Source organism: Chitinophaga ginsengisegetis, from assembly GCF_900168065.1.
Lineage (GTDB): Bacteria > Bacteroidota > Bacteroidia > Chitinophagales > Chitinophagaceae > Chitinophaga > Chitinophaga ginsengisegetis.
Window position 1 is genome coordinate 888,972 of sequence record NZ_FUZZ01000002.1, and the last position, 13,410, is coordinate 902,381.

The window sequence follows — 13,410 nt, forward strand, 5'->3', positions numbered from 1 at the left end:
TTTGCAATGCAAAAGTCAAAACAATTTTATGCCTACCATTAGCCAGAGAGGTGAGCAAATGCCATCTTCTCCCATCAGAAAGCTTGTGCCATTCGCCGAAGCAGCCAAGAAAAAAGGGGTGAAAGTATACCACCTGAACATCGGGCAACCGGACATCGAAACACCAAAACCTGTACTGGATGCGGTACGCCATTCAGAATTCAAGATCCTCGAGTACAGCCACAGCGCAGGTTTTGAAAGTTACCGCCGTAAACTGGTCACTTATTACGACCGGTTCAACATTGCAGTGAACCACAACCAGATCATTGTTACCACCGGTGGTTCAGAAGCTATCATATTTGCCTTCATGGCCTGCCTGGATCCGGGAGATGAAGTGATTGTTCCGGAACCTTTTTATGCCAACTACAATGGTTTTGCCGTAGAAGCGGAAATAAAGATCAAAACCATTACCTCCAGTATTGAAACCGGCTTCGCTTTACCCGCAATGGCCGATTTTGAAAAAGCAATTACCCCACGCACCAAAGCCATCATGATCTGTAATCCCAATAACCCCACCGGTTATCTTTACAGTAAAGAAGAGATGGAAGTGTTGAAACAGCTTTGCCTGAAATACAACCTGTTCCTCTTCTCTGATGAGGCTTACCGGGAGTTTTGCTATACCGGCGAACATTTTTCCGCTATGAACCTGGAAGGAATGGAAAACAATGTGATCCTGATGGATACCATTTCTAAAAGATACAGTGCCTGCGGAGGCCGCGTTGGCGCCTTTGTAACTAAAAACCAACAGGTACTGGATGCTGTTATGAAGTTTGCCCAGGCCCGCCTGAGCCCTCCCACCTTTGCGCAGATTGCCGGCGAAGCCGCAGTGGATCTGCCTGCTGATTATTTTGATGGTATCAAGGCAGAGTATTTAAGCCGCCGGGATATCCTGGTAAAGATGTTAAACGACATCCCGGGCGTGTTTTGTCCAAATCCGGGAGGCGCCTTCTATGCAATGGCCAGGCTGCCCATCGATGATTCCGATAAATTCTGCCAGTGGATCCTGGAATCCTTCTCTTACGAGGGGCAAACAGTTATGATGGCGCCGGCAACAGGCTTTTATTCAACCCCGGGGTTGGGAAAAAATGAAGTGCGACTGGCTTATGTACTGAATACAACAGACATTAGTCACGCAATGGTCTGCCTGGAAAAAGCATTGGAAGTATATCCGGGAAAAATTTCCAAATAATTTTTGCGTCAAAACAAGGTGTAAAATCCGAGATGAGAGCCGTTAAATACATTACAATAAATTCTATATATGTATTTTTAAAGAAAAATGCAATTATTTAACACTAGATGCTTGGAATTTTCATCTTTTGTTTCGTATATTTGATGTAGAAATAACAACAACGACAAAAATTATCTAATTATAAAAATATTTACAGATACGATGGACTGCAAAATCTAAACTTGTTTAAGAAAAATTTAACCTGCATTATTTCTTATAACGTTTATTTGGTCCGACCTTTGAATTATTAAAAGAAGAAGATTTATCAGTCTTCTGTAAAACTCAAAGATTAACTAAAACGTTTTAGCAAAATATCGTATTTTTGTATCAGTTTTTCATAACGTGGAATTTATAAAGGCAAACGGCTCTGATCACAGAGCCGTATTTTTTTGTCCTAACCCTCCCCTTTTCCACTATTAACAGCTAAAAAACAGCTGAACTCCCAAAGATTCTGAAAATATTCCCCCTCCCGTTTACCTTTTTTCTATAATATTGTTATGTAATAAAACGGGCGGAGCTACCGGCGCTCTTAGCAATGGTAATATCCGTTTGTTTTCATAACGTGGAATTTTAAAATGCAACGGTCCCGATTCCTCGGGACCGTCTTCATTTAAGCAGATTGTCTTCCAGCACTTAGCTGTTAGTATGTAAATTCTTTCAGGTTATGCCTTGTTCGCTTTGATCATCTCAAAGAAATCATCAAACAGGTAACGGCTATCAAACGGACCAGGTGTTGATTCCGGGTGATACTGTACGCTGAACGCAGGTTTATTCTTGATACGGATACCTTCTACAGAATGATCATTCAGGTTTACGTGGGTCACTTCCACATTTTCACTGGCTGCTACTGCTTTTGCATCTACAGCAAAGCCGTGGTTCTGGGTAGTGATTTCGCACAAGCCTGTTTTCAGGTTCTTTACCGGGTGGTTTAAGCCGCGGTGACCGTGGTGCATCTTGTAAGTAGGAATACCATTGGCGAGCGCCAGCAGCTGGTGCCCGAGGCAGATTCCAAACATAGGTCTTTCTGCAGCCAGGATCTTTTTCACAGTGTCTACGGCATAAGTCAGCGGAGCCGGATCGCCGGGGCCGTTGGAAATAAAGTAGGCATGCGGTTTAAATTCCTCGCAAGCTTCGAAAGTGGTATCGGTTGGGAATACCTGCAGGTAAGCGCCTTTATCGGACAGGCATTTCAGCATATTTCTTTTCACGCCGTTGTCGAGCACTGCAATACGGATCTCCGCAGCAGGATCGCCTACGTTGTAAATTTCCGGAGTGGTTACTTCTTTGCAGAGGGCCAGTCCTTCCATAGACGGAACCTTTGCCAGTTCAGCTTTCAGCTGATCCAGGTCCAGGATAGAAGAAGAAATAATGCAGTTCATAGCACCTTTGCTGCGGATGTGGGAAACGAGCGCGCGGGTATCTACGTCATAAATGGCTACCAGGTTATTATCGGTCAGGAACGTTTCCAGTGACTCGTCGGCCATTTTCCTGGAATAGTTGTACGCGATATTTTTAGCGATCAAACCATTGATCTTCACACTGCTGCTCTCTACGTCGTCCTTTTTGGTACCGTAGTTCCCGATGTAGCAGTTGTTCATTATAAGTACCTGTCCTTTATAAGAAGGGTCCGTAAACACTTCCTGGTAACCCGTCATACCGGTATTGAAAGCTAATTCACCGGCGGCTGTGCCAATTTTCCCAAAAGCTTTTCCCTGAAAAACCGTACCGTCTTCTAACAGCAGTATGGCAGGTTGGATGGTTCTTGTCTGAGGCATTTCTGGTATCTGTCTTGTTTTATATTTTAAAAAAAACCTTCAAGGGTACAAAATTGCCCTGAAGGTTCGGATAAAAAACCGTGCAAAGGTATGAAATGCAACAGTTAAATACAGATTTTTTTTACCGGAAAGGAAGATGTTACTTAATTTTTACAGATTTAAGCACGCGCTGCGCCACCTGGCGGCCAACCGGGTCGTCGTCACGGTAATTAATCTGGATCTGCCAGCGGTTGCTTCCTTTGATCATTACCAGGTTACAAAAGGCCAGGCGGATACCGCCTTTATACAGATAATTTCCTTCCTCCAGCATTCCCTGCATCCCGGAAATGAGTACCGGTATTGACTTGCAGTCGATATCCGTAGCGGTTTCCTTCAGCTGCATGCTGTTATGGGAGGCCGCCACTGCATCTTCCAGGCTATTGGCTACGCTGCTGATATAGCTGAACATATTTACCGCGATGCGGATGCCGCCTCCATCTTCATTACTGTAGGTTTTCGCGTATTCTATCACCTTAGCCTCTTCTCCTTCCAACGGCTGGTCGTGTACCCACAACTTTACAGGCGTGCTGATTTCCAATGCCTGACGGCCTATGGTAGCGGTGTGCCAGGTGCTGTACAAACTGGCTGATGGTACTTTGGGATACAGGAAGGTAAACACGGCTCTTTTACCGAACAGGGTGCCGGTAATGGCTATCAGCAGGAAAACGAGTGAAAAGAAAACGATTACTTTTCCCTTGTTAGCGGGTTGCAGCTGGTTTTTAATCCAGTAAAGCGGGCCGGTGTTTTTTTTCTCTTTCAGGGAGATGCCAACTGCCTGGGTATATTCCGGAAATGTGGCCATTGGGCGGAGCTTTCGCCATTCGGCAAAATTCTGCGGCAGCTTTTTTCCGCACGCATCGCAAAAAGTAAGGTATTCAGATTTAAGTGGGTTGGGATGACCACAACTATCACAGTGCAGGTATTTCATAGGAACGCTCGTTAAAACTACTGTAATATTACGAAATATATGCATTTATTAGCGCATAAAAAAAGGACAAAGCCAGGCTTTGTCCTTTTTCGTATCGTTTGATATAAGATTACTCAGCAGATTTTTCTTCTGTTGCAGTATCAGCAGCTTTAGTTTCAGTTGCTTCTTCTGCTTTCTTCTTAGCACCACCGGCGCGACGGGTTTTCTTAGCAGCAGCTTTTTCTTCTGATTTACCGTAGATTTCGTTGAAGTCTACCAGTTCGATCAGTGCAACTTCTGCGTTATCGCCCACACGTTTGCCCAGTTTAATGATACGGGTGTAACCACCAGGACGGGTAGCTATTTTCTCACTGATCGTGCTGAACAGTTCCTTGATAGCTTCTTTATCCTGCAGGTAGCTGAACACAATTCTACGGTTGTGGGTAGAATCGGTTTTGCCTCTTGTCAGCAGCGGCTCAACATACACGCGGAGGGCTTTCGCCTTTGCCAGTGTAGTGGTGATACGTTTGTGGCTGATCAGTTCGCAAGCCAGATTGGACATCAGGGCTTTACGGTGGGAAGCAGTTCTGCTTAATTTGTTTAATTTAACTCCGTGACGCATGACATTATTTGTTTTAACCCTTACACCGTGTCAGGAATTGCAAGGTACTTGTTAATTATAAAGTAGTTAAGCCAAAGCGATGCGGATGCAACGGCTTTGGCTTAACAGATAAATACTATTCTTCTTCGAGTTTCAGTTTAGACAGATCCATACCGAAGTGCAGACCTCTTTCGCCTAATACCTGTTCAATTTCGCTGAGGGATTTCTGGCCGAAGTTTCTGAACTTCATCAGTTCTTCCTGTTCGTATTGTACCAGTTCGCTGAGGGAATTGATTTTAGCTGCTTTCAGACAGTTGAAAGCACGTACGCTCAGATCGAGATCTTCGAGTGGTGTTTTCAGTATCTTACGCAGTTGCAGTGTTTGTTCGTCTACAACGTCTTCTTTTTCAGTGTCTTTGGTATCAAAGCTGATGTTTTCATCGGTGATGATCATCAGGTGCTGAATGAGAATGCGGGAAGCCTGTTTCACTGCTTCTTCCGGGTGGATAGTACCGTCGGTGATCACCTCCATAACGAGCTTCTCATAGTCAGTTTTCTGCTCCACACGGGTGTTTTCTATACTGTACTTTACGTTCTTGATAGGCGTAAAGATAGAGTCGATCGCGATGTAGCCGAATACTGCATCCTTGGGTTTATTTTCCTCAGCCGGAACATAACCACGGCCTTTACCGATAGTCAGTTCGATATCCAGCTTGGCAGAAGGATCCAGGGTGCAGATCAACAGCTCCGGATTCATGATCTGGAAAGCACTGGTGGCTTTTTCAATCATATCAGCGCGGAACTCTGTTTTACCCTTAATGGACAGTGTGATCTTTTCGTTCGTTACATCACTCTCTGAAATCCTCTTGAAACGAACCTGTTTCAGGTTCAGGATGATTTCAGTAACGTCTTCAGTAACACCTTTCAGTGTAGCGAACTCGTGATCGGCTCCTTCAATTTTAATACCCACAATGGCATAGCCCTCCAAAGAAGACAACAGTACGCGACGTAACGCATTACCGACAGTCACAGCATAACCTGGTTCTAATGGACGGAATTCGAATTGAGCTTCAAAGTCGGTAGACTTCTGCAATACGATCTTATCAGGTTTCTGGAAATTTAAAATTGCCATTGATATGATAGATTTATTTGTTAAATATGAGGTTAGTCCGTGACCTTTGGCCACGGACTAATTATTTATTACTTAGAGTACAATTCTACGATCAGTTGTTCCTTGATATTTTCAGGAACGCTCTCTCTCTCAGGATAAGCAATGAATACACCTTTCATTTCTTTCTCGTTCCAATCCAGCCAGCTGAACTTAGGATTTTTTCCACGGATAACGCTGGTCAGTGCAGAATTGTTTGCGGTTTTGTTTTTCAGGCTGATAACGTCTCCTGGTTTCAGTTGGAAAGAAGGAGTGTTAACAACGATACCATTAACGGTAACGTGTTTGTGAGAAACCAGCTGACGTGCAGCAGGACGTGAAGGAGCGATACCCAGACGGAAAACGGTGTTATCCAGACGGGCTTCGAGCAGTTTGATCAATACTTCACCGGCAACACCTTTTCTGCGGGTAGCTTCATCAAACAGGTTACGGAACTGGCGTTCCAGCAAACCATAAGTGTATTTAGCTTTTTGTTTTTCTCTCAGCTGCAGTGCGTATTCGCCCAATTGTTTGCGTTTACGGTTAGCACCGTGCTGACCCGGAGGGTTGCTGTTCTTACTTAAATACTTGCCATTACCGAGAATGGGCTCACCAAAAATTCTGGAAATTTTGGTCTTTGGTCCTGTGTACCTTGCCATGTTTTAAATATACTTTAGATTTTTTAGTTAATGATGCATGCTCTTCAAAAAATCTGAAAACCTGATCATGCATCCATTTATTTAATAATATTACAACGTCCAGATACCAAACTTCTAACGAAATCTGGTATCTGGATGTTGTAAATATATATTACTATACTCTTCTCTTCTTAGGAGGGCGGCAACCGTTGTGAGGTAAAGGCGTAACGTCTTTAATCATGTTCACTTCGATACCGGAGTTAGCGATAGCGCGGATAGCACTTTCACGACCAGCTCCAGGGCCTTTTACAAATACATCTGCTCTTTTCAGACCTGAGTCCATTGCAACTTTAGCAGCATCCTGTGCAGCCAGCTGAGCAGCATACGGAGTGTTCTTCTTAGAACCTCTGAAGCCCATTTTACCAGCAGAAGACCAGGAAATAACCTGACCATGCTTGTTGGTGATGCTCACGATGATGTTGTTAAAGCTAGCAGAGATATGAACATCTCCGTAGTTATCTACCTTTACTACTCTCTTTTTATTAGCAGCAGTTTTTGTATTATTTGCTTTTGCCATAATGATTTAAATTCCAAATATGAAATTCCGCATCCCAAATTTACATGACTCACTGTCATTGAAACCCCTCAGATTCGGATTTGGGATTTCAACCTGGGATTTTATTTATTATTTCTTAGTTGCTTTTTTCTTACCAGCCACTGTCTTACGTTTACCTTTACGGGTACGGCTGTTGGTACGTGTACGCTGACCTCTTACCGGTAAGCCTTTCCTGTGACGCAAACCGCGGTAGCAAGCGATATCCAGCAAACGCTTGATATTCATTTGCACTTCGGAACGCAGTTGACCTTCTACCTTAAACTCACCGTTAATAATGTTACGGATGGCAGCTTGCTCATCATCATTCCACTCACGCACTTTTTTGTTTACATCAATTTCCGCCTTGTTCAGGATATATTGGGCGGTAGAACGGCCTATACCAAAGATATAGGTGAGGCCAATTTCTCCTCTTTTATTTTTAGGAAGATCTATACCGGCTATACGTGCCATATTTCTATTTTAGATTTTATGATTCTGATTAAAAAATCAAATTCCGTTAGGGGAATCGATTAACCCTGGCGTTGTTTAAAACGAGGATTCTTTTTGTTGATTACCAACAAAACACCTTTTCTACGAACTATTTTACAATCCGCACTTCTTTTTTTGATTGCAGCTCTTACCTTCATGATTAATACTTTATAAAAGGTTATGATATTTGTTAAATTATAATTCCAATCCCCACTACGCTGTTCCCGCTTATTTGTATCTGAAAATTATACGGCCTCTTGACAAATCGTATGGGCTCATCTCCACGCCAACCTTATCTCCTGGCAGAATGCGTATGTAGTGCATTCTCATTTTTCCAGAAATGGTGGCCAGGATCTCATGCCCGTTTTCCAATTTTACACGGAACATAGCGTTCGACAAGGCTTCTAATATAATTCCATCCTGTTTAATGAGTGCCTGTTTTGCCATAAAAATTTTTAGGACTGCAAAGATAGCATTTATCTTTTGAAATAGAAAAATTTACCCTGATTATTATTAATATTGCCAGTTTTTTTACTAAAACCTGTCGTTTTTACCCTCAAAACCCCTCCTGTATTAGATAAATCCAAACTGCTTTACTAGTAATTTGAATTCAGTTCAGGGTTGTTTTTCTCTTCTTTTTCTATATCCACGTAGGTAGATAATACATCTGCCTTCCCTTTTCCAACAGCTACGGTATGTTCAAAGTGAACAGACGGGCTTCCGTCGCGGGTAGCTACTGTCCAGCCATCTTCCAGGTATTCCACGTCTTTGGAGCGGAGGTTGATCATAGGCTCAATGGCTATCACCAGTCCTTCCTTCATTACGGGGCCGCTGCCTCTTTTACCGTAGTTAGGCACCTGAGGGTCCTCGTGGAGGTTCCGGCCGAGGCCATGTCCCACCAGTTCCCTTACTACACCGTAACCGCGCTCTTTTTCGGTATACTCCTGTATTGCATAGGAGATATCCCCTATCCTGTTGCCAACAATTGCTTTTTCGATGCCCTTGTACAGGGAAGCTTTGGTGGCCGTCATCAGGCGGAGTACGTTTTCGGGTACATTGCCGATGGCAAAGGTGTAGGCACTGTCGGAATGGTATCCATTCATGTACACTCCTACATCCACGGTGAGGATATCACCGTCTTTCAGCACATATTTGTTGGGAATGCCGTGTACTACCTCTTCATTTACGGAGATGCAGCAGGCATTCGGGAAACCTTTGTAATTTTTGAAGGAAGGAGTTCCACCATTTTCAACGATAAACTTATCAGCAACTGCGTCCACGTCCAGTGTGCTCATACCTGGTTTCAGCGTTCTGGCCACTTCCGCCAGGGCTGCACTCAGGATCAGGGCACTTTTGCGTATCAACTCTATTTCTTCCTTCGTCTTATAGTGAATCATAACAATCCTTGTTTCTGTCGCTGTTAGTGATCAGCGTCAGCTTTTTGCGTATGCTTATAACTGAAGCTAAGGACTAACTGTTCTTTATTCAAAAATAATATAGCCACTAAAGCGGGAAAGCTTCTGTGGCTATTTTATTGTTCTTGTAACACTTTTGTGTTCAATTACTTATGCGTTAGCCGGGGCAGTTCTGCCTTTGATTCGGCCGGTGCTCATCAAACCATCGTAGTGGCGCATGAGGAGCTGGCTTTCAATCTGTTGCAGTGTATCCAGGATAACTCCCACCATGATCAGCAGGGATGTACCTCCGAAGAACGTAGCAAAGTTGCTGTTCACTTTGAAGGCGGCAGCCAGGCCGGGCATGATACCCACTATTGCCAGGAAGAATGCACCGGGCAAAGTGATACGGTCCATTACAGCACCGATGTAATCAGCGGTAGCTTTACCAGGTTTGATACCCGGGATGAATCCGTTATTACGTTTCATTTCATCCGCCATTTGAGTTGGATTGAAAATGAGCGCAGTATAGAAGTAGGTAAATACAATAACGAGCACCGCGTAAATGAGGTTGTACCAGCCGTTCGTATGATCGCTGAAGATGCGGATAAAGCCTGACGCACTTTCAGAGGAAGTGGCAAAGCCTATTGCAGTTGCAGGGATGAACATGATCGCCTGGGCGAAGATGATAGGCATTACACCGGCAGCATTCACTTTCAGGGGAATGAACTGGCGTACACCACCATATTGTTTGTTACCTACGATACGTTTAGCGTAATTCACCGGTATTTTCCTGGTACCCTGAACAAGCAGGATAAGGCCTACGGTGATTAAGATAAAGATGGCAATTTCAATGAGGAACAGGATCGGTCCACCCGCTTCACCTGCAACTTTACTGGAAAATTCTGCGACTAAAGCCTGTGGTAAACGGGCAAGGATACCCATCATGATGATGATGGAGGTACCGTTACCAATTCCTTTGTCTGTGATCTTTTCACCGAGCCACATTACAAACAGGGTACCTGCAGTAAGTAAAACGGTGGTAGAGAGCCAGAAGAAAAAGGTACCATATTCGGCAATAATAGCGCCACCTGACTGATTACGCAGATATGCAACGTAAGCACTCGCCTGGAAACCTGTTACGATAACTGTGAGGTAACGGGTGAACTGGTTAATTTTTTTGCGGCCACTTTCACCTTCTTTCTGCATTTTCTGGAATTGCGGAACAGCTATGGTTAATAACTGGATAGCAATGGACGCAGAAATATAGGGCATGATACCCAATGCAAATATGGAGGCCCTTGAAAACGATCCGCCGGCAAACATGTTAACCAAACCCAGGATACCCTGATTAGAATTTTTCTCAAAGTCGGTGAGCGCATTTGCATCAATGCCGGGCAAAGCGATATAGGATCCTACGCGGTAGATGAGGACCAGGAGCAGGGTGGTCAGGATGCGGTTACGCAAATCCTCAATACTCCAGATATTCTTAATCGTTTCGATAAATTTCTTCACAGGAAGATAAAGGTTTAATAGCGCTATTAAATATGAAAAGACGCACTACTCCGTAGGCGTCTCCTCAGTCGTAAAGTCTTATACCAGTTCTACTGATCCACCTGCTGTTTCGATGGCCTGTTTAGCTTTTTCGCTGATAGCGTTAACTTTAACAGTCACCTTTGTTTTGAGTTCGCCGTTAGCGAGGATCTTAACTTTAGCTGTTCTGTTAATCAGACCGTTCATGAACAAGGTTTCCAGATTAAACTCCTGGAGGCCATATTTCTCAACTAATTGATCCAGCTGACCCAGGTTGAAGATTTTATACTCTTCACGGTTATTATTTTTGAAACCGCGTTTTGGCATACGGCGTTGGATCGGCATCTGGCCACCTTCGAAGCCTCTTTTGCTCGCGTAACCAGCACGTTGCTGGATACCTTTGTTACCTTTTGTAGAGGTACCACCTTTACCGGAAGCCTCACCACGTCCAAGACGTTTTTCTTTATGTACAGCGCCTTGTGCAGGCTTTAATGAATGCAGATTCATAATTAATTGTTTTTACTTGCGCGGAAATTAACCGCTCGCTTTTATTCTAAAATAAAAATGGTAAAGTCACAAATGTAAAGGTAAGATTATCAACAGACAATCCCACAGCAGTGTTACTTAATTAAGCGTTAACTGTTTCTACCGTTACAAGGTGATTAACTTTACGGACCATACCCAGGATCTGAGGAGTTGCTTCTACTTCAACAGTAGCGTGCATTTTAGTCAGGCCCAGTGCCTTCAAGGTCAGTTTCTGCCTTTCCGGACGGTCTATACCACTTTTCACTTGAGTGATCTTAATCTTTGCCATAAACCCCTATCCGCTAAAAGCGGAGTAATTTAATTGTTAATGAATTATTTTCAAAATTTTCCGGAGATACCCAGCTTTTCAGCCGGTATAAATCAACCGTTGAAAACTTTCTTCAGGGAAACGCCTCTTGTTTTGGCGATGCTGATTGGTTCGCGTAACATGCCTAAAGCTTTGAAGGTAGCTTTCACCACGTTGTGTGGATTAGCGGAACCCAGAGATTTAGCCAGTACGTCGGTAACTCCAACGCTTTCCAGTACTGCACGCATGGAACCTCCTGCGATCACACCGGTACCGTGAGCGGCTGGTTTGATCAACACTTTGGCGGCGCCTTCTTTAGCAAACTGATCGTGAGGAATGGTACCGTGCATAACAGGAACCTTGATCAGGTTCTTCTTAGCATCGTCTATACCTTTGGTGATAGCCTGCTGTACTTCTTTGGCTTTACCAAGACCGTGACCAACAACACCGTTTTCGTTACCTACAACTACCAGTGCGGAGAAACTGAATGTACGACCGCCTTTAGTGGTTTTAGTAACACGGTTGATCGCCACTACTTTTTCTTTCAGCTCCAGATCACCAGCCTTTACTTTATTGAATGAATTCTTTGCCATTTTATTTTATAAGAATTACTTGTTCAGAATTATAAGATTCGGACTCCGTGATTAAAACTGAAGACCGCCTTCTCTTGCTCCGTCAGCTACGCTTTTCACGCGGCCATGATATAAATAACCACTTCTGTCGAAAACGCAGGTGGTCAGACCCAGTGCCAGTGCTTTAGCAGCCAGCGCTTTACCTACCAGTACAGATTTTTCGCTTTTGTTACCTGCCTGTGCTTTGATATCCTTATCACGGGAAGAAGCGGAAGCCAGGGTAGTGCCATTGGTATCATCTATCAACTGCACATAGATATCGCTGTTGCTGCGAAATACAGATAATCTTGGTTGCTGTGCAGTACCGGAAATTTTCTTACGGATGCGGTAGCGGATTTTCTGTCTCCTGTTAACTTTTGTGCTCATTTTGAGTTTTATTTTATTACCCCGATGCTGCCGGGATATCTGTTAAAATCAGCTAACCAGCTATAGTAGCTGATTAGCCAATTAAATATTTTACTTACCGGCTGATTTACCAGCTTTCTTACGTACCACTTCATCGCTGTAGCGAACACCTTTACCTTTGTATGGTTCTGGTTTACGCAGACCGCGGATCTTAGCGGCTACCTGACCCAGCAACTGGTTGTCGATACCTTCCAGCATGATCTTAGGGTTCTGACCTTTTTCAGTCAGGGTAGCTACCTTCAGTTCTTTCGGAATTTCGAAAACGATATTGTGAGAGTAACCTAAAGCGAGATCCAGTAACTGACCGTTGTTTGCGGCTTTATAACCAACACCCACCAGTTCCAGTTGTTTTTTGAATCCTTCAGTAACACCCTGAACCATGTTTGCCAGTAAAGCGCGGTATAAACCGTGGAGTGCTTTATGACGGATCTGTTCAGTTGGGCGGATTACTGTTAAAACGCCGTCCTTCACCTCAATCTTCATTTCCCTGTCGATGTTCTTTTTCAGTTCACCTTTAGGGCCTTTTACGGTTACTTCATTGGAAGGGGAAACAGTAACTGTAACACCGCTAGCCAATTTGATAGGACTTTTACCTATACGAGACATAACTTTAATTTAAAGTTGTTTGATATTGATGTACCGGTTATCCGTGTTCAGCGCCGTATAGAGAGCTTAATTGTCAGATAACTTAAGTGAATGACCGGTTGGGTAACAACCAGTCATTCAATATATTAATAGATGAAGCAAACTACTTCGCCACCTACGTTTTGAGCTTTTGCTTCCTTATCGGTCATTACACCTTTGGAAGTAGAGATAATCGCTACGCCTAAACCGTTCTTCACGCGCTTAAACTCATCTGGTTTAGCGTACTGACGCAGACCTGGGCGGCTGATGCGTTGTAATTCCTTGATAGCGGGTTCTTTAGAGATCGGATCGTACTTCAAAGCGATTTTGATTACGCCTTGTTTAGTATCTTCTTCAAATTTGTACTTAAGGATATAACCTTTATCGTACAGAATTTCTGTAATGCGTTTTTTCAGCTTGGAAGCCGGAATTTCCACAATCCTGTGGGTGGCCATTTGCGCGTTCCGGATACGTGTCAGGAAGTCTGCTATTGGATCAGTAACCATTGTTGTAATAGTTTGATAAATGTTTA

18 protein-coding genes are annotated in these 13,410 nt (G+C 43.7%); 1 reads left to right on the forward strand and 17 read right to left on the reverse strand.

Features of this window, described 5'->3' with window-relative positions:
* Positions 1-28: 28 nt before the first annotated feature.
* Entirely contained in the window at positions 29-1,228 is a 1,200-nt protein-coding gene (locus B5Z18_RS17380; RefSeq protein WP_079470746.1) for a pyridoxal phosphate-dependent aminotransferase, read from the forward strand.
* A 701-nt stretch (positions 1,229-1,929) separates the two neighbouring features.
* Here the strand turns inward: B5Z18_RS17380 and carA are convergent.
* The 17 genes from carA to rpsH form a co-directional block, all read right to left on the reverse strand.
* Positions 1,930-3,042: a glutamine-hydrolyzing carbamoyl-phosphate synthase small subunit gene (carA, locus tag B5Z18_RS17385; protein ID WP_079470747.1), complete on the reverse strand. Its 1,113-nt coding sequence runs from the start codon at positions 3,040-3,042 to the stop codon at positions 1,930-1,932.
* A gap of 139 nt (positions 3,043-3,181) precedes the next feature.
* Positions 3,182-4,009 carry a zinc ribbon domain-containing protein gene (locus B5Z18_RS17390; protein WP_143313624.1) on the reverse strand — a complete coding sequence of 276 codons (828 nt, stop codon included), beginning with the start codon at positions 4,007-4,009 and terminating at the stop codon, positions 3,182-3,184.
* A gap of 109 nt (positions 4,010-4,118) precedes the next feature.
* Complete coding sequence (gene rplQ, locus B5Z18_RS17395; protein WP_079470749.1) at positions 4,119-4,610, reverse strand: 50S ribosomal protein L17; 492 nt, start codon at positions 4,608-4,610, stop codon at positions 4,119-4,121.
* 115 nt (positions 4,611-4,725) lie between these two features.
* Complete coding sequence (locus tag B5Z18_RS17400; RefSeq protein ID WP_079470750.1) at positions 4,726-5,721, reverse strand: DNA-directed RNA polymerase subunit alpha; 996 nt, start codon at positions 5,719-5,721, stop codon at positions 4,726-4,728.
* A gap of 68 nt (positions 5,722-5,789) precedes the next feature.
* Positions 5,790-6,395: a 30S ribosomal protein S4 gene (gene rpsD / locus B5Z18_RS17405; protein ID WP_079470751.1), complete on the reverse strand. Its 606-nt coding sequence runs from the start codon at positions 6,393-6,395 to the stop codon at positions 5,790-5,792.
* Between the two features lie 154 nt (positions 6,396-6,549).
* On the reverse strand, positions 6,550-6,951 hold the full coding sequence (gene rpsK, locus B5Z18_RS17410; protein ID WP_079470752.1) for a 30S ribosomal protein S11: 402 nt from the start codon (positions 6,949-6,951) through the stop codon (positions 6,550-6,552).
* A gap of 108 nt (positions 6,952-7,059) precedes the next feature.
* A complete protein-coding gene (gene rpsM / locus B5Z18_RS17415; protein WP_079470753.1) occupies positions 7,060-7,440 on the reverse strand; it encodes a 30S ribosomal protein S13 in 381 nt (126 codons plus the stop codon).
* 59 nt (positions 7,441-7,499) lie between these two features.
* Positions 7,500-7,616, reverse strand: a complete 117-nt coding sequence (rpmJ, locus tag B5Z18_RS17420; RefSeq protein WP_073083232.1) for a 50S ribosomal protein L36 — start codon at positions 7,614-7,616, stop codon at positions 7,500-7,502.
* Positions 7,617-7,686: 70 nt separating this feature from the next.
* Positions 7,687-7,905, reverse strand: a complete 219-nt coding sequence (infA, locus tag B5Z18_RS17425; protein ID WP_012789309.1) for a translation initiation factor IF-1 — start codon at positions 7,903-7,905, stop codon at positions 7,687-7,689.
* 149 nt (positions 7,906-8,054) lie between these two features.
* Positions 8,055-8,855 (reverse strand): type I methionyl aminopeptidase, encoded by an 801-nt coding sequence (gene map, locus B5Z18_RS17430; RefSeq protein WP_181784994.1) that lies wholly within the window; start codon positions 8,853-8,855, stop codon positions 8,055-8,057.
* Positions 8,856-9,023: 168 nt separating this feature from the next.
* Positions 9,024-10,367, reverse strand: a complete 1,344-nt coding sequence (gene secY / locus B5Z18_RS17435) for a preprotein translocase subunit SecY (RefSeq protein ID WP_079470755.1) — start codon at positions 10,365-10,367, stop codon at positions 9,024-9,026.
* 78 nt (positions 10,368-10,445) lie between these two features.
* Positions 10,446-10,892, reverse strand: coding sequence for a 50S ribosomal protein L15 (rplO, locus tag B5Z18_RS17440; RefSeq protein ID WP_079470756.1), 447 nt, complete (start codon positions 10,890-10,892; stop codon positions 10,446-10,448).
* Positions 10,893-11,013: 121 nt separating this feature from the next.
* Positions 11,014-11,199 carry a 50S ribosomal protein L30 gene (gene rpmD, locus B5Z18_RS17445; protein WP_079470757.1) on the reverse strand — a complete coding sequence of 62 codons (186 nt, stop codon included), beginning with the start codon at positions 11,197-11,199 and terminating at the stop codon, positions 11,014-11,016.
* 92 nt (positions 11,200-11,291) lie between these two features.
* On the reverse strand, positions 11,292-11,810 hold the full coding sequence (rpsE, locus tag B5Z18_RS17450; RefSeq protein ID WP_079470758.1) for a 30S ribosomal protein S5: 519 nt from the start codon (positions 11,808-11,810) through the stop codon (positions 11,292-11,294).
* Between the two features lie 51 nt (positions 11,811-11,861).
* A complete protein-coding gene (gene rplR / locus B5Z18_RS17455; RefSeq protein WP_079470759.1) occupies positions 11,862-12,215 on the reverse strand; it encodes a 50S ribosomal protein L18 in 354 nt (117 codons plus the stop codon).
* Between the two features lie 90 nt (positions 12,216-12,305).
* On the reverse strand, positions 12,306-12,860 hold the full coding sequence (gene rplF, locus B5Z18_RS17460) for a 50S ribosomal protein L6 (RefSeq protein WP_079470760.1): 555 nt from the start codon (positions 12,858-12,860) through the stop codon (positions 12,306-12,308).
* Between the two features lie 125 nt (positions 12,861-12,985).
* Positions 12,986-13,384 carry a 30S ribosomal protein S8 gene (gene rpsH / locus B5Z18_RS17465; protein WP_079470761.1) on the reverse strand — a complete coding sequence of 133 codons (399 nt, stop codon included), beginning with the start codon at positions 13,382-13,384 and terminating at the stop codon, positions 12,986-12,988.
* Between the last annotated feature and the right edge of the window lie 26 nt (positions 13,385-13,410).